At 66.5% G+C, this 15,717-nt stretch carries 20 protein-coding genes, 1 tRNA gene and 1 pseudogene; 1 reads left to right on the plus strand and 21 read right to left on the minus strand.

Annotation, left to right across the window (positions count from 1 at the left end):
- Positions 1–726 (minus strand): alternative oxidase, encoded by a 726-nt coding sequence (locus Q0053_RS12865; RefSeq protein ID WP_298100775.1) that lies wholly within the window; start codon positions 724–726, stop codon positions 1–3.
- A gap of 304 nt (positions 727–1,030) precedes the next feature.
- Between Q0053_RS12865 and Q0053_RS12870 the strand changes: the two genes are divergently transcribed.
- On the plus strand, positions 1,031–1,309 hold the full coding sequence (locus Q0053_RS12870) for a DUF2442 domain-containing protein (protein WP_298100777.1): 279 nt from the start codon (positions 1,031–1,033) through the stop codon (positions 1,307–1,309).
- A 310-nt stretch (positions 1,310–1,619) separates the two neighbouring features.
- Here Q0053_RS12870 and Q0053_RS12875 read toward each other — a convergent pair whose 3' ends face one another.
- From Q0053_RS12875 to tuf, 20 genes and pseudogenes are all read right to left on the minus strand, one after another.
- On the minus strand, positions 1,620–3,035 hold the full coding sequence (locus tag Q0053_RS12875) for an NAD(P)(+) transhydrogenase (Re/Si-specific) subunit beta (RefSeq protein WP_298100779.1): 1,416 nt from the start codon (positions 3,033–3,035) through the stop codon (positions 1,620–1,622).
- 15 nt (positions 3,036–3,050) lie between these two features.
- Positions 3,051–3,347: a hypothetical protein gene (locus tag Q0053_RS12880; protein ID WP_298100781.1), complete on the minus strand. Its 297-nt coding sequence runs from the start codon at positions 3,345–3,347 to the stop codon at positions 3,051–3,053.
- On the minus strand, positions 3,344–3,646 hold the full coding sequence (locus tag Q0053_RS12885) for a hypothetical protein (RefSeq protein WP_298100783.1): 303 nt from the start codon (positions 3,644–3,646) through the stop codon (positions 3,344–3,346). The genes Q0053_RS12880 and Q0053_RS12885 overlap by 4 nt, the downstream gene beginning before the upstream one ends.
- Positions 3,643–3,963 carry an NAD(P) transhydrogenase subunit alpha gene (locus tag Q0053_RS12890; protein WP_298100785.1) on the minus strand — a complete coding sequence of 107 codons (321 nt, stop codon included), beginning with the start codon at positions 3,961–3,963 and terminating at the stop codon, positions 3,643–3,645. The genes Q0053_RS12885 and Q0053_RS12890 overlap by 4 nt, the downstream gene beginning before the upstream one ends.
- Positions 3,963–4,535, minus strand: coding sequence for an endonuclease domain-containing protein (locus Q0053_RS12895; protein ID WP_298100787.1), 573 nt, complete (start codon positions 4,533–4,535; stop codon positions 3,963–3,965). Before Q0053_RS12895 ends, Q0053_RS12890 begins: the two co-directional genes overlap by 1 nt.
- A 2-nt stretch (positions 4,536–4,537) precedes the next feature.
- A complete protein-coding gene (locus Q0053_RS12900; RefSeq protein WP_298100789.1) occupies positions 4,538–4,729 on the minus strand; it encodes a hypothetical protein in 192 nt (63 codons plus the stop codon).
- Positions 4,730–5,233: 504 nt separating this feature from the next.
- The gene (locus tag Q0053_RS12905; RefSeq protein ID WP_298100791.1) at positions 5,234–6,367 is read right to left on the minus strand and encodes a Re/Si-specific NAD(P)(+) transhydrogenase subunit alpha; all 1,134 of its coding nucleotides are present in this window, start codon (positions 6,365–6,367) and stop codon (positions 5,234–5,236) included.
- 185 nt (positions 6,368–6,552) lie between these two features.
- Positions 6,553–6,795, minus strand: coding sequence for an aa3-type cytochrome c oxidase subunit IV (locus tag Q0053_RS12910; protein ID WP_298100793.1), 243 nt, complete (start codon positions 6,793–6,795; stop codon positions 6,553–6,555).
- A gap of 85 nt (positions 6,796–6,880) precedes the next feature.
- The gene (locus tag Q0053_RS12915) at positions 6,881–8,221 is read right to left on the minus strand and encodes a serine hydrolase (RefSeq protein ID WP_298100795.1); all 1,341 of its coding nucleotides are present in this window, start codon (positions 8,219–8,221) and stop codon (positions 6,881–6,883) included.
- A 44-nt stretch (positions 8,222–8,265) separates the two neighbouring features.
- On the minus strand, positions 8,266–10,068 hold the full coding sequence (locus Q0053_RS12920) for a M3 family oligoendopeptidase (RefSeq protein ID WP_298100797.1): 1,803 nt from the start codon (positions 10,066–10,068) through the stop codon (positions 8,266–8,268).
- Between the two features lie 71 nt (positions 10,069–10,139).
- Entirely contained in the window at positions 10,140–10,721 is a 582-nt protein-coding gene (locus Q0053_RS12925) for a DUF2059 domain-containing protein (protein WP_298100798.1), read from the minus strand.
- Positions 10,722–10,777: 56 nt separating this feature from the next.
- Entirely contained in the window at positions 10,778–11,209 is a 432-nt protein-coding gene (locus Q0053_RS12930) for an NUDIX hydrolase (protein WP_298100799.1), read from the minus strand.
- A 102-nt stretch (positions 11,210–11,311) separates the two neighbouring features.
- Positions 11,312–12,001, minus strand: coding sequence for a 50S ribosomal protein L1 (rplA, locus tag Q0053_RS12935; RefSeq protein WP_298100800.1), 690 nt, complete (start codon positions 11,999–12,001; stop codon positions 11,312–11,314).
- Between the two features lie 4 nt (positions 12,002–12,005).
- Complete coding sequence (gene rplK / locus Q0053_RS12940) at positions 12,006–12,437, minus strand: 50S ribosomal protein L11 (protein ID WP_298100801.1); 432 nt, start codon at positions 12,435–12,437, stop codon at positions 12,006–12,008.
- Positions 12,438–12,630: 193 nt separating this feature from the next.
- On the minus strand, positions 12,631–13,209 hold the full coding sequence (gene nusG, locus Q0053_RS12945) for a transcription termination/antitermination protein NusG (RefSeq protein ID WP_298100803.1): 579 nt from the start codon (positions 13,207–13,209) through the stop codon (positions 12,631–12,633).
- A 12-nt stretch (positions 13,210–13,221) separates the two neighbouring features.
- Positions 13,222–13,512 carry a preprotein translocase subunit SecE gene (secE, locus tag Q0053_RS12950; RefSeq protein ID WP_298100807.1) on the minus strand — a complete coding sequence of 97 codons (291 nt, stop codon included), beginning with the start codon at positions 13,510–13,512 and terminating at the stop codon, positions 13,222–13,224.
- Positions 13,513–13,576: 64 nt separating this feature from the next.
- Positions 13,577–13,652, minus strand: a tRNA-Trp gene (locus Q0053_RS12955).
- Between the two features lie 166 nt (positions 13,653–13,818).
- Entirely contained in the window at positions 13,819–15,153 is a 1,335-nt protein-coding gene (locus Q0053_RS12960) for a hemolysin family protein (RefSeq protein ID WP_298100809.1), read from the minus strand.
- A gap of 94 nt (positions 15,154–15,247) precedes the next feature.
- Positions 15,248–15,373 carry a hypothetical protein gene (locus Q0053_RS12965; RefSeq protein ID WP_298100811.1) on the minus strand — a complete coding sequence of 42 codons (126 nt, stop codon included), beginning with the start codon at positions 15,371–15,373 and terminating at the stop codon, positions 15,248–15,250.
- A 194-nt stretch (positions 15,374–15,567) separates the two neighbouring features.
- Positions 15,568–15,717 (minus strand): annotated as a pseudogene (tuf, locus tag Q0053_RS12970) (elongation factor Tu); the annotation flags it as partial.

The raw sequence follows: 15,717 nt of genomic DNA on the forward strand, positions 1-15,717 counted from the left end.
TCAGGCAGCGCCCCTCAGCTCCGTGGCATGGGGCGGGTACGGGGCCGACGGTACAGGGCTGGGCGGCAGCTTGGCCAGAGTGCTGGCGAAGCCGTGGTTGACGTCGCGGTGATGCGCCTCGTCTGCCCGCACCTTCAGCACCACATCGCGCAGCGTCGCATCCGCCGGCAGCTTCCAGTAGTGGATGGCAATGGCCGGGGCCGGGACATTGGGCGACCGACCCTCGTCGATCTCCTTCAGATACAGGGTGTAGCTGATCACGGCCTCTTCCTCGAAATAGCCGACCACCCGGTGCGCCGTCCGCGCCGAGATCAGATAGAGGCCGAAGAAGCCGATGTAGAAGACCGCCTGGGCCAGCTGCACCACCAGCCGCTCGAACCAGGTCGGCTGGGCCACCGCGATGAAGGTCATCAGGTGCATCCGCTCATTCTCCGCCTCCTCCATCAGGGTGCGGATCCAGCCGTCATCATCCTTCATCTCGCGCAGGCAGCGCAGATGCGTCAGCGTCGCCCCCACCATGCCGGGCACGGCCGCGACCGTCTCCAGCACGATGGCGCGGTGGCCGTACCGCTTGGCGAAGAAGGTGTCGGCACAGACCCGCAGCAGCCTGGTGAACCCCAGGGCGAAGTGGTCGGAAAAGCCCCGGGGCGGATAATGGACCCCGGGCCGGGCCTCCTTCTCTTCTTCGAGAGCACGGGCATCGGGGGCGAGGATGGTGTTGACCATGGGAGCAGTCTTTCAGGCGCTTCGGCCGCACTGGACCGCGCCCGAAGACCATAACGCGCCAGCCGGCTCACAGGGCCGGACGCAATGTCGCAAAGGGCGGACAGGGTGACGCAGAGGGTGGATATGGGGACGGCAGATAGTACCCTACCCTCCGCTGATCCCGGCGGAGGCCGGGACCCAGTCCTGTCCAGCTTGATGCCGGCGTGTCCGAACAAGAGGAAACGCAAACGGGCCACCACCGATCAACCAAAGAACTGGTTCCCGGCCTTCGCCGGGATGAGTGGGTTGTGGTATGGATGCAACCATGGACTTGCCACATGTGAACAAGCTCGAGCGCATCGGCCCTTACCGGCTCAAGCTGTGGTTCAGCGACGGTCTCGCCGGGGAATGGGACTTCTCTGAACTCGCGACCCGCGAGACGGGCCCCATGGTCGAGCCCTTCAAAGACCCCGACTATTTTGACCGCGTCTTCCTCGAGATGGGGGGGCTGACCTGGCCTAACGGCTACGACTGGGCACCCGAGGCTTTGCACGCCGACATGGCTGCAGCGGGAGTGCTGAAGTTCGAGAGCGCGGTGGCGTGAGAATCAATTTCTTTGCCGCGATCCTCATCCTTGGGTCCTCCGTCGCCTCCTGTGGTGATGCCAAGGATTGGACCTTGTTTGTCTATCCGGCGGGCACAGGTGGTTTTGCAGTCATCACACCGGGCTTCGGCCGGGAGATGTGCGGGTTCGCTGGACAGGAGGCCGTTCAGTCCCACTCATATGCGCCGGGACGGCGAGCGATGATTGAAGCGGGTGATAGTGGTACGCCCACCTTCGAATGCGGCCGGAGTTGCAGGATCGGGGACATAAAGACGGTAGCTACATGCGCCGAGACCTTCGACGCGAACGACTAAAGCGCCTTCACAATCCCCTCGACCATCTTCTTCGCATCCGCGAACAGCATCATCGTATTGTCCCGGAAGAACAGCTCGTTCTCCACGCCCGCATAGCCCGCCGCCATGCCGCGCTTGATGAACAGCACCGTGCCCGCATTCTCCACATCGAGGATCGGCATGCCGTAGATCGGCGATTTCGGATCGGTCTTGGCGGCCGGGTTGGTGACGTCATTGGCGCCGATGACGAAGGCCACGTCGCAGGAGCTGAACTCCGAGTTGATGTCCTCCAGCTCGAACACCTCGTCATAGGGCACATTGGCCTCGGCCAGCAGGACGTTCATGTGGCCGGGCATGCGGCCGGCGACGGGGTGGATGGCGTATTTCACCTCGACCCCCTCCTCCTTCAGCTTGTCGGCCATTTCACGCAGCGCATGCTGGGCCTGGGCCACGGCCATGCCGTAGCCGGGCACGATGATGACCTTGGAGGCGTTCTTCATGATGAAGGCGGCGTCCTCGGCGCTGCCCTGTTTGACCGGCCGGGTCTCGACATGGGCCTCGCCCGCCGGGCCGCTGTCGCCACCGAAACCGCCCAGGATGACGCTGAAGAAGCTGCGGTTCATCCCCTTGCACATGATGTAGCTCAGGATCGCTCCCGAGCTGCCCACCAGCGCCCCGGTGATGATCAGGGCGATGTTCTCGAGCGTGAAGCCCAGCGCCGCCGCGGCCCAGCCGGAGTAGGAGTTGAGCATCGACACCACCACCGGCATGTCGGCCCCGCCGATGGGGATGATCAGGGTCGCACCGAGGATCAGGGCGATCACGAATATGCCCCAGAAGGCCCAGACCGCTGTCCCGCCGGTGCCGATCATGATCCCGATCAGGAAGACCAGACCACAGGCCAGGGCGATGTTGATCAGGTGCCGCGCCGGCAGGATGATCGGCGCCCCGCTCATGTTTCCGTTCAGCTTGGCGAAGGCGATGACCGAGCCGGTGAAGGTCACCGCCCCGATGGCCACGCCGAGGGCCAGTTCGATGATCGACAGGGTCTTGATGCCGCCGTCCGCCGTGGCGATGCCGAAGCTCTCGGGCGCATAGACGGCCCCGATGGCCACCAGACAGGCGGCCATGCCGACGAGGCTGTGGAAGGCCGCCACCAGTTGCGGCATCTGGGTCATCTGCACGCGGCCGGCGATCAGCATCCCCGCCCCGCCGCCGATCACCACGGCACCGGCGATAAGGCCGAGGGTCAGTGTATCCAGCGTGCCCGTGGACCAGAGCGTCAGCAGGGTCACGCCCACGGCCAGCGCCATGCCGACCATGCCGAAGGTATTGCCCTGCCGGCTCGACTCCGGGCTCGACAGCCCCCGCAGGCTGAGGATGAACAGGACGCCGGAGACCAGATAGGCCAGGGCCGCGAAGGATGCGTTCATTCGATCAGTCTTCCCTCAATCTGGTCGTCCGGGCGGCGGCAAGGCGGTTCGACCCAGTCGCCACAGGGCCGCGGCGATAAACAGCGGCCCGACAAAGAGCATGGCCCAGTCCCACATGGTCATCGCCCGTTCCTCGGTAATGATCCGCGTCAGGATGGAGCCGAACAGCAGCACCACGCCACAGTCGAGAAAACGCAGTTTGCGGATGGCGTGTTTTTCACCCACCCAGCTCCAGACCACCAGACCGAGGCCCAGACCGGTCGCGATCCAGGCCCCGACAAGGGCGATTTCAGCGGGCTGAGGTGCGGTCACTGCGGGCCGACCTCCGAGCGGCGATCGGCCCCGGTCCAGCTCGGCCGGGTCTGCAGGAGCGAGCCGATCTGCACCACCACCGCCAGGATCAGGGCCACGACCGCAACCCGCACATTCAGATCGCCGTCCGTGGCCGAGAGGATGGACGGCCCCTGAAACAGCGCCAGACCCGTCAGGAACAGGCCCAGCCCGGTCAGCAGCCGGATCATCTGGGCGCGCCGGACCACCATCCACAGATAGACCGACAGGGCCGCCACCGCGGCCACCAGACTGGCTGCACCAAGACCCTGATCGATCATTTGGCCGGCCGTTCCTTCTTCTTGTACATCGCCAGCATGCGCCGGGTGACCATGAAGCCGCCGAAGATGTTGACGCTGGCCAGGGCCACCGCCAGCAGGCCGGCCCCCTTGGCGATCCACCCGTTCGGCCCCGCGTCACCGCTGAAAGCCGCCGCCGCGATCAGCCCGCCGACCACGATCACCGACGAAATGGCATTGGTCACCGCCATCAGCGGCGTGTGCAGGGCCGGCGTGACGGACCAGACGACATAGTAGCCGACGAAGATCGCCAGCACGAAGATGGCGAGGCGGAAGATAGTGGGGTCGACGTGTTCCATCAGATGACCTGTCTCAGGCGGTTGGAAGCCGCATTCCGAATGTCCCGGACGACGCCGTCAATGTCATTCTCGACCTGCTGCGTCGTAAACCGGAGGACAGTGTAGCCTTGGCTGATCAGCCAGGCGTCTCGTGCGAGGTCGCGGACGGCGACGTCAGGACGCTGATGCACGCCGCCGTCGACCTCGATCACAAGGTTGGCGCGGTGGCAGACGAAATCGACAACGTATTGTCCCATCGGTGCCTGGCGTCTGAAGCGCACGGGAAGCTGACGCAACCGCTCCCAGAGCCTGGCCTCCGTCCACGTCGGCTGCGCCCGCAGGTTTCGCGCCCGACGCACCATCCTGCCCGAAACCCGATCCGTCCGGCCGAACCGCGAAAAGCCCTCCCCCTCGACGGGGGAGGGTTGGGAGGGGGTGTTCGCGCCGGCGTCGGCGGTCACGGTGCGGGAGGCGCCGTCGAAGCCTTTGTCGCCATCTTCGGCAAAACCGGCGCACACACCCCCAACCCCGACCCTTCCCCCGTCGAGGGGGAAGGGAGACGCGCGGAAGATGTTGGGATCGACGTGCTCCATCGTCAGGCCTTCGCTTCCAACCGCGCGTCTATGCTGACGAGGATTCGTAATGCGCCTCCGGTCAGGACGCTGCTGAAAACCATGGGCGCGACATTCAGGAGCGCTCGCCCGAAAGCCGGTCCTGAGCTGTCCTGGACAAATCCGACCACGAGCGCAAACAGGCCAAAGATCGGTCCGCCGATGATGACGAACATCGCAAATGCCGACAGGACGCTTCTCAGACGGGAAGAGATCACCCCCGCACCCCCTCAAGCACCATCCTGCCCGAAGCCTGATCCGTCCGGCCGAACCGCGAAAAGCCCTCCCCCTCGACGGGGGAGGGTTGGGAGGGGGTGCTCGCGCCGGCGTCGGGAGTGATGCCGCGTGAGGCGCCGTCGAAGCCTTTGTCGCCATCTTCGGCAAAACCGGCGCACACACCCCCAACCCCGACCCTTCCCCCGTCGAGGGGGAAGGGAGACGCGCGGAGCGACCCGACGTGTTCCATCAGCTCGTTTCCCCGCGATCACGTCGAGCCGGATCGTCCTTCGGTTCAAGTCCTAGCTTGCGAGCGAGATCGACCGCAGCAAGGAGGGCGACCAGTCCGCCCGCATAGCCAGCGAAGTTTATGATGCCCGAAGCCTCGACGCGCCAAACGGCGACCGCAACCGCTGCGGCACCAGCGATTACAGCGAGCAGGTGGAATGGATGGTTGAGCGCTTTCACCCCCTCACCCCCTCATGCACCACGGCCCCGCCGTGGGTCACCACCGCCGCCTTCAGGATCTCATCCTCCAGATCCAGCGCCAGCGCCCCGTCCTTGATCATCAGCCCGACGAAGGCGACCAGGTTCTTGGCGTAGAGCGATGACGCATCCGCCGCGATCCGCCCCGGCAGATTGGTATGGCCGACGATCTGAACACCATTCGCCGTGGTGACCACCTCCCCGGCCCTGGCCCCCTCGACATTGCCGCCCGCTTCCACGGCCAGATCGATCAGCACCGAGCCCGGCTTCATCGTCGCCACCTGGGCCGCGCTGACCAGCACCGGCGCGGCGCGGCCGGGGATCAGGGCGGTGGTGATGACGATGTCCTGCTTCTTGATGTGTTCGCCGGTCAGGGCCGCCTGTTTGGCCTGGTATTCGGCGCTCATCGGCTTGGCATAGCCGCCGGCGGTCTGGGCGTTCTTGAACTCCTCGTCCTCGACGGCGAGGAATTTGGCACCCAGCGATTCCACCTGCTCCTTGGTGGCGGGGCGGACATCGGTGGCCGTGACCACCGCCCCCAGCCGCCGCGCCGTGGCGATGGCCTGCAGGCCCGCCACACCGACGCCCATGATGAAGACCTTGGCCGGCGCCACCGTGCCCGCCGCCGTCATCATCATCGGAAAGCCCTTGCCGTAGGCGTATGCCGCCTCGATCACGGCGCGATAGCCGGCGAGGTTGGCCTGGGACGACAGGGCGTCCATCACCTGGGCGCGCGAAATCCGCGGCACGAACTCCATGGCAAAGGCCGTGGCCCCGGCCCCGGCGAGCGCCTGGACCGTCTCCTTCTCGCGCCAGGCGTCGAGCATCGCCACCACGACCGCGCCCCGCTTCAATGCGCTGGTCTCCTGCGCCGTGGGCCCGCGCACCTTCAGAACGATGTCGGCACCCGACAGCACCGCCTTGGTGTCCTTGGCCACGGTCGCCCCGGCGGCGGTATAGTCCGCGTCCGGAATGGACGACCCGGCACCGGTCCCGGCCTCGACTTTCACCGTCGCGCCCATGGCGACGAATTTCTTCACCGTTTCCGGGGTTATGGCGCAGCGCGTCTCGCCGTCTCGGCGTTCGCGGGTCACAGCGATGGCGACAGCCAAGCGAATCCCTCCGTCATCTCTCGACAGAGCGACGTTAGGCTTATCCGGGAGGCCGCGTCAAAGCGGCAGGGTTGCCGGGCTGCGGTCAGAAGGCTCCGCCTTCACGACCCGACGCGGCCTGAAGCTTCGCGCAGGCCCGCGCTCAAGCAGCGCACGACCGTGTCGTGCGCGTTAGCGCCACAAGGTCAGTGCTTCTTGGGGGACTTCAGCACGAAGAAGCCGACCACCGACAGCACCACCCCCGTGATGAAGGCCGTCATCAGGCTGCCGCCCGGCTGGAACCACAGGGTCAGGAAGACCAGCAGGACCGCGATCGCCAGCGAGCCCCATTTGGTCATGCCCATGAAGGCACCGAACGTGGTTTCCTGCTCGCTGATCTCCTGCGAGCCGCGGACGTAGGAGTCGGAAGCGTGGTGCGGGTCGGCCATGATCGGGTCCGGGAATCTGGAACGGCAGGTGGCGTCCTTATAGCGAGCCTTGCGCCGCGCTCAAGACGCCGGGCTCAAATCCCCCTCAGTCGAGGGCGGCGAGGATGTCGCGGGTGAAGGCGATATGGTCGAACCGCTTCCCGGCAGGGTCCTCGCCCCGGCGCACAATGACGATATTCCGGCTCGGCACGATGATCACATACTGGCCGCGATTGCCGTTGGCCGAGATGGCGTCGGCCGGAATGCCCTGCGACCGGTTGAACAGCCAGAAGGTCGCGCCATAGCCCTGCTCGCCCGTCGGCTGCGGCCCCGACGGCCGGGACACGTAATCGCGCCAGCCCTCGGGCAGGATGCGCTCACCGTCGACCACACCGTCGTTCAGATACAGCCGGCCGAACCGGGCCAGATCCCGCGCCGTGGTCCAGACCTGGCTGGACAGCATGTAGTTCCCCCGCCAGTCGGTCTCGGCCCAGGTGTCATACATGCCCAGACGCCGGAAGAGGTCAGCGGGCGGATGCCGCTCGAACGTCGGCGCGATCGCCATCACCGCCAGCAGGGTGTCGTTGTTGGCATAGCGATAGCGCGTTCCCGGCGGCGCGATCAGCGGCCAGGCCGGGGCCTGCTCATCGATCCCCACACCCCCGAAATAAAGGGCGTCCGTCCGGTTGCCCGCCGTATCGCTGGTCAGGCCCGAGGCCATCCGCATCAGCTGGTCCAGCGTGATCGCCGCGCGCGGATCACCTTCCCGGCTCCAGTCGGCGATGGCTGCGGGCGCATTCACATCCGCCTCGCCGCGCTGCACCGCCGCACCGATGATCGTCCCCGCCAGCGACTTGCCCACCGACCAGGTGCGCTGCGGCGTATCGATGCCGAAACCTTCGGCATAGTCCTCCGCGACAATCCGGTTCGCCTGCAGCACCAGCACGGCGGTGGTGTTGGAGCCCTCGCCATACCGCCCCTCGAACGCGCCCTCGACGGCTTCGTTCAGCAGGGCGGCGTTGCCGTCAGGCGCGGCGGTGGCCAGGGGTGCGTTCACCCGCACACCGGGCGGGAACATGCCGGGGCTCTCGCCCGACCAGCCGACCGGCATGATGACACAGCCCCGGCCGGGCCAGAACAGCGCCACCCGGGGCGGCATGGCCTCATCCCAGGCCACGGACACCTGTTCCGGGCCGACCTCGACCGGCAGCTCGCGCACCAGCCCATCCAGCTCCGGATAGACCCCGACCAGCTCATTGGCCTCGACGCTCGCCAGCGTCCGCGTCCCGCCCGCCGCCTCAGCCGTCTTCAGGGCGCTGCAAACCGTCAGGGCCTTGTATCCGGCGGCCATGGCGCGAACGGCGGGCGATGGTGCCGGTGCCGGGCTCTGGGCGTGAGCGGAAAGCGGGAGGGCGGTGAGAGCCGCCGCGAGGATCAGGATGCGCATGGTGGAACGCTCGCGCGTCCAACCCGGCCCGTCAACGCCGGTCGTCAGACCACCGCCTCGAACTGGTCGATCAGACCTTCCAGCCGCTTCGTCCCGATCGTCCAGAAGGCCGGATCGCGCGGGTTCAGCCCGAACGGCGCCAGCGCCTCGACGTATCCTTTCGACCCCCCGCCCGCGAGCAGCTCCCGATACAGCGGCGTGAACCCCGACGGATCCTTCGCCCGCGTCTCCATCAGGGCCGCCACCAGCAGGTCGCCGAAGGCATAGGCGTACACATAGAAGGGCGAGTGGACGAAATGGCTGACATAGCTCCACCAATGCTCATAGCCGGGGTTCAGGGTGATCGCCGGGCCCAGCGAGGCCGTCATCTCCTCGAGAAACAGCTCGCCGATCCGCTCGACCGCCAGTTCGCCCTTGGCCCGCTCGTCGTGGAAGCGGGTCTCGAACCGATGGAAGGCGATCTGGCGCACCACAGTGTTCAGCCCGTCCTCGATCCGCCCGGCCAGCAGGCCCCGCTGCTCGGCCTTCTGCGCCGTGGCCAGCAACCGGTCGAAGGTCAGCCCCTCAGCGAAGATCGAGGCCGTCTCGGCCAGGGTCAGGGGCGTATCGGCCAGCAGGCTCCCCTGCCCCGCCGCCAGCGTCTGATGCACCCCATGCCCCAGCTCATGCGCCAGGGTCAGGACATCGCGCCGCTCCCCCATCCAGTTCAGGAAGACATAGGGGTGGCGGTCCGAGGTCACCGGATGGGCATAGGCCCCCGACTGTTTGCCCGGCCGCGCCTTGCCGTCGATCCAGGGCCTGTCGAAGAAGCCGCCGGCCCGGTCCGCGAACTCCGGCCCCAGATTGGCGAAACTCTCCAGCACCAGCTGCTTCCCGGCGGCCCAGTCATAGCCGCGCGGCGCGCCGGTCTCGATCGGGGCGTTGCGATCCCACTGGTCCAGCTTCGCCTTGCCCATGGCCCGGGCCTTGAGGGCGTAATAGCGGTGCGACAGCCGGGGATAGGCCGCAGCCACGGCCTCGGCCATGGCATCGACCGACTCGCCGTCCACCTCATTGGACAGGTGGCGCGCATCCGCCGGGCGTTTGAAGCCCCGCCATTTGTCTTCCAGCGCCTTGTCCGCCGCGACCGTATTCAACACCAGCGCCATGGTCTGGGTCCGCGCCGCCAGCGCCTCGTTCAGCCCCTCGGCCGCCGCCTTGCGCCGCGCCGCCTTGGGATCCGACAGCTGGTTCAGCGCCTCGGACAGGGTCAGATCGTCCTTGCCGGCCTTGACCCGCATCGCCGCCAGCGTCTCGTCGAACAGGCGCGGCCACTGGGCGCTGATCGGGCCACGCTCGGCCAGGAAGGTCTCCAGCTCACTGGACAGCTCATGCGGCTTCATTGCCCGGACGCGCCGCAGCCAGGGCCGCCAGCGCGCCGCCGCCGGATGGGCGACCAACGCCGCCTCGATCTCGGCCTCCTCCAGCTGGTTGACCTCCAGCGTCACCCAGACCGTCGGCGTGGCGATCGCGGTCAGCTTTTCGCGCACCGTCGCCTCGAAACCTTGGGCAGCCGCGTCATTGCGGTTCGTCGAGGCGGCCAGAAAGGCATAGGCCCCGAGCCCGCCGAGGACGTCGGACGCCTGTTCGTAAAGGGTCACGGCCCGGCCCAGCCGTTCGCCCAGCACCGCCGGCTCGCCGCGCGCGGCGACCAGCTGTCCCTGCAGGGCATTCAGGGCATCGACCATGCCGCGGGTGCGTTCGAGATCGGCCTCGATCCGGGCGTCCTCGCGTGAGGCATAGAGATCCGTCAGGTCCCAGACAGGGGCGTCGAGCGGATCGGTGGGGGTCTTGAAGGGTGCGTTCATGCCAGCCTTTTTGGGGATGCCCGCCCCCCGGCGCAACCGCCTGCAGACATCCGGCCGCGCCCCGTGAGTGACTATTTGCTGCGTTCAGCGCTCGCCGGTGCCATCCCGGCGCCTTCGCGCATACCCTCCAGCATCTCCCGCTGCTCCTCGGGCGAGCAGCCGTAGTGCTGGCACAGCCGGCCGGCCATTTTCTCGAGCAGTTGCGGCACGACGCTCATCACGGCGCGGTCGGCTTCCGGCATGACCTCGATAGACTTCCCGGCGATCGAACGGCCCAGGGGGGTGTCATAGAAGGCGACCAGTGCGGTCAGTTCTTCCTCGGTGAAGGTGGTGGCATAGACCGGGACCATCTCGGTGATCATCTGCGGCACCATGTCAGCCGTCAGTTCGGCGGTCAGGCTGAGGATCATGCGCCGGTCCTCCTCCGGCAGGGCCTGCATCTCTGCGTCGTTCTCGAACTCGGTGCCCAGCATCTGGCGAACCACACCCTCGAACTGGTCGGTCATGATCAGGTTCAGATACTGTCGCGCCAGCTCGCTGCTCCGGGTGGACGGCGCGGCCGTGGTCTGCCCGCTCGACTGCGCGGCCACCGGCACCGCCGGCAGGGTCGTGGCAGCCAGCGCTGTGGCCAGACAGACAATCATCAGACGCATGTTCAATCCCCCGTTGGTTCATGATCACGCAGCTGCGCGTCGGGGACAACCCCGGATCACGGGTGCCAGGCGCGAATGATCCCGGCGAGATCCGGCTCACTGACGCAGGCGGCCGCCTGTTCGACCGTCATCCAGGCTCGCTCGCGCTCGGCCTGCTCATGCCAGACCGGATGCTCGACCCGCACCTCCAGTGCGTACAGCGCGACCACGCACCAGCGTGGCGCCCGACGCTTCAGCACCTTGAGATAGCGAAAGGAGCCGATCGGCGCCTCGGTGATCACCCCCTCGACCCCCGCCTCCTCCAGCGCCTCCAGGGCGGCGGACTGGGCATCGGTCCTGCCGGCGATCCGTCCGCCCTTGGGCGTGACCCAGCGACGGGTCTCTCGCGAGGTGACCAGCAGGATCTCGATCCCCTCCGCACACCGCCGCCACGGCAGGGCGGCGACCTGGCGGCGCTCGGCCGGCGGGGTGCGGATCGACGGACTCATCATCGCAGGAACCGTCCGTTATCGGAGCAAGTCTTGCAAACGAAAACGGCGGCGGAGATCGCTCTCCGCCGCCGCAGTCTTGTTGGCCTGGCAGGCCGAACGTCAGGCGTTCAGCGACGCCGGGTCGACCTTGAAGCCCGGTCCCATGGTCGAGGACAGGGTGATGCGCTTGACATAGGTGCCCTTGGCGCCGGCCGGACGGGCCTTCTGAAGGGCATCCACATAGGCCTTCACGTTGGCTTCGAGGGCTTCCTGGGTGAAGGAGGCCTTGCCGATGCCGCCATGGGCGATACCGGCCTTCTCGACGCGGAACTCGACCGCACCGCCCTTGGCGTCCTTGACGGCCTGGGCGACGTTCGGGGTCACGGTGCCGACCTTGGGGTTGGGCATCAGGCCGCGCGGGCCCAGCACCTTACCCAGACGACCGACCAGGGCCATCATGTCCGGGGACGCGATGACGCGGTCGAAGTCCATGAAGCCGCCGTTGATCTTCTCGTACAGATCCTCGGCGCCCACCACGTCGGCGCCGGCCGCGAGGGCCTCAGCCGCCTTGGCGTCCTTGGCGAAGACGGCGACGCGGACGTCACGGCCCGTGCCCGACGGCAGGTTCACCACGCCGCGGACCTGCTGGTCAGCGTGACGCGGATCGACGCCCAGGTTGACGGCGATCTCGATCGACTCGTCGAATTTGGCGGTGGCGTTGGATTTGACCGCGGCGATGGCGTCGTTGAACGCCATCAGGGCGACGGTGTCGCCGGTACGGGCCTTGGTGCGCTTGGTTTGCTTGGCCATGTGCTTAGCCCTCCACGACGTTGAGGCCCATGGCGCGAGCCGAGCCTTCGATGATCCGGGTCGCGGCGTCCAGGTCGTTCGCGTTCAGATCCTTCATCTTCTTCTCGGCGATCTCGCGCAGCTGGCCGCGCGTGATCTTGCCGGCCACTTCGCGGCCCGTCATCTTCGAGCCCGAGGTGATCCCTGCGGCCTGTTTGATGTAGTGGGTCGCGGGCGGGGTCTTGGTGACGAAGGTGAAGCTCTTGTCCTGATAGACCGTGATCACGGTCGGCAGGGGCGTGCCTTTGACTTCCTTCTCGGTCCGGGCGTTGAACTCCTTGACGAAGCCCATGATGTTGACGCCGCGCTGACCGAGGGCGGGCCCGATCGGGGGTGACGGCGTGGCATTGCCGGCCGGCACCTGCAGTTTGATATAGCCCAGAATCTTCTTGGCCATTGGTCTCTCCTGTAATGGCCCTGAACTCAATCAGGGCCGGTGAGCCGTGGTCTGGCATGGCTGCCTCCCACGGATTTCTGCGGGCGAACCCGCACCGCCCCTCAGAGCGAGGCGCGCGTGTAGCAAAAGGACGCCGCAAAAGCAAACGGCGGCCCGAAGGCCGCCGCTGCAGAAAACGGGAACCGGTCCGAAATCAGCCCGCGTTCTTTTCGACCTGATTGTATTCCAGATCGACCGGGGTCGGGCGGCCGAAGATGGACACGGCCACGCGCAGGCGGGCGTTGTCCTCGTCGACGCTCTCGACCTGGCCCTCGAAGCTGGCGAAGGGTCCGTCGATGACCTTGACGGTCTCGCCGATGTCGAAGCGGATGGTGGGCTTCGGACGTTCGACGCCCTCCTCCACCTGGCCGATGATGTTCTGGACCTCACGCTCCGAGACCGGCAGCGGCTTGGTGCCGCCCGCGGCGCCCAGGAAGCCCGTGACCTTCGGCGTGTTCTTGACCAGGTGATAGGCGTCGTCGGTCATCTCCATCTTCACCAGCACATAGCCGGGGAAGAATTTGCGCTCGGAGTTGACCTTCCGGCCGCGGCGGATCTCGACCACGTCCTCGGTCGGCACCAGGATTTCAGAGAAACAGTCCTCGAGGCCCTGCTGGCGCGCCTGATCGGTCAGGTGCTGGGCGACCTTCTTCTCGAAATTCGAATAGGCGTGGACGATGTACCATTTGTGCCGGGGATTGGCGGCAGACTTGGCGGGGGCTGCATCGGTCATGGGGCGTGTTTCCTACTGGCCGATCGCGAGGATGAAGCGCGAGGCCAAAGACAGACCGGCGTCGACCACGAAGAAGAAGATCGCGGCGATCACGACCATGATCAGAACCATCACCGAGGTGATCCAGGTTTCCTTGCGGCTCGGCCAGACGATCTTGCGCCCCTCGGCGCGGACCTGGCTGATGAACTGCGGAATGGAGGTGCGCTTCTTCGGCGCGGCCGTTTCGGCCGCCACGGCGTTCCCGGCGATCGCCGGCTGGACGGGCTGGGTGCGGCGCCCCGAGGGGCTCTTGGCCTTGGCCATGGTCTTCTGGTCTCGTTTCAACGTGCTGACGGTGCAGATGGGGACCCGCCCCGTCAGGGAAAAGTGGCAGGAGTGGAGGGACTCGAACCCACGACCCTCGGTTTTGGAGACCGATGCTCTACCAGCTGAGCTACACTCCTAGGTTCCGGACAAAACTATAACGCGCCGGAGGGTCTCCCCCCAGGCGCGCTCGGCTTCGCCAGACCGCGGCGTATGCCCGACCGCGAGGGGGTTTTCAAGCGCATCCTCCCCCGAACTTCGTTTCCGGAGACGCCGACCGCGCAAAGCGCAGTGGAGAGACCCGGCCTAATCCTCGTACTGTTCCGCCACGGCCCGGGCCTCGTCCTCAGGCCTGACCAGCTGTTTGAACAGAAGTTTGTCGATGCGGCGGTCGTCCATGTCGATGACCTCCACCTCGAACCGGCCCAGTTGCAGGACTTCGCCCTCATGCGGAACCCGCGACAGCTGGTGCAGCACAAGCCCGGCGATGGTGTGAAAACCGTCCGCCTCGCCGAAATCCTCGCCCAGGGCATCCGCCAGTTCGTCAATGTCCGTCTGGCCGTCGACCAGCCAGCTTCCGTCCTCGCGCTGGCGCACATTGACCTCGGCGTCATCGTGGCCCTCGTCGAAATCACCGGCGATCATCTCGAGCAGATCGGTCGCGGTCACCACGCCTTCAAAGGCCCCGAACTCATCAACCAGGAAGGCCATATGGACCTTGGAGGCCTTCATGATCTCCAGGGCCTTCAGCACCGAGGTCGACTGCGGAATGAAGGCCGGGGTCTGGATATGCTTCTCGACATTGAACTCGCCATTATCCAGCAGGCTGTCGAGCAGGTCCTTCTTGTGGATCACGCCCAGCGGGTTATCGACGTCGTTCTCGCGGGCCACCACGATGCGCGAATAGGGGCAGGTCCGGATCTCCTTGCGCAGGATGTCGTCGGAATCGTCCAACGCGATCCAGAACACCTCATGCCGGGGCGTCATGGCGACGCGGATCGGGCGGTCGCCCAGACGCAGGATCTCTTCGATCATGGTCTGCTCTTCGGGCTCGATCAGGCCCGACGCCGTGCCCTCGGCGATCATCGTCTCGACCTCTTCCTGGGTCACGTCGGAGCCGTCGCGATCCCGGACATTCATCAGTTTCAGGATGGTCGAGGTCGAGGCGGTCAGGATCACGACGAAAGGCTTCAGCACGATCGCCACGGTCGAGATCGGCGATGCCATCTTGGAGGCGATGGCCTCGGGGAAGATGAGCGCCAGCCGCTTGGGCACCAGCTCGCCGACGATCACCGAGACATAGGTGATGGCGATGATGACCAGGGTGGTCGAGACCACCTGGGCCCAGTGGCCGATGACCGGGAAGGCCCCGGACAGGATCAGGTTCAACTCACTGGCGATGGCCGCCTGGCCATAGGCACCTGCGGCGATCCCGATCAGGGTGATTCCGACCTGCACGGCAGACAGGAAATGGGTCGGCTCCTCGGCCAGTTTGAGCGCGGCCCGCGCACCCCTGTCGCCGCGCTCGGCCCGCGCCTGCAGTTTGGACTTCCGGGACGAGACGACCGCCAGCTCGGTCATGGCGAACAGGCCGTTGAGCACCACGAGGGCCAGAACAACGGCGATGGCGAAGGCTAACATCTAGGGGGGTCGGAACCGGCGCGGCGCAACATTCGGCATCCGCAGTCTCCATGATAGGGGCATTTGGTCCCCTCCGCCACGGTTTCCTTGGCGATCAGTGCATCCGGCCGGCCTCGACACCGCCATGGGCCACCCGCGAACCCGCATCGGGTAGAACCGCGCAGGCCGACACACCGAGGAAGGTGCCGATGAACAGGCCGATACGAAGTGCGCGTCGCATGGTGACGGGGTCCCTGACGTTCAGACCGCGAACCAAGCGGCCGCCCGTCGGTGCCCCGCAAGCCGGTACACCGGAGCGGGATGGCTTAACCCTGCTTCTCCCCCGGCAGGTGATGCCCCGGGGTTCACGCACAGCAAAACGGCCCCCGGGATTCCCCCGGGGGCCGCTCTGTTACGCTGACTTGAGTTCGCCGATTACTCGGTGATCTTCGACACAACGCCGGCACCGACCGTGCGGCCGCCTTCGCGGATGGCGAAGCGCAGGCCCTGGTCCATGGCGATCGGGGTGATCAGCTCGACGTTCAGCTCGGCATTGTCGCCGGGCATGATCATCTCGACACCTTC

This window comes from Brevundimonas sp., from assembly GCF_027487935.1.
Lineage (GTDB): Bacteria > Pseudomonadota > Alphaproteobacteria > Caulobacterales > Caulobacteraceae > Brevundimonas.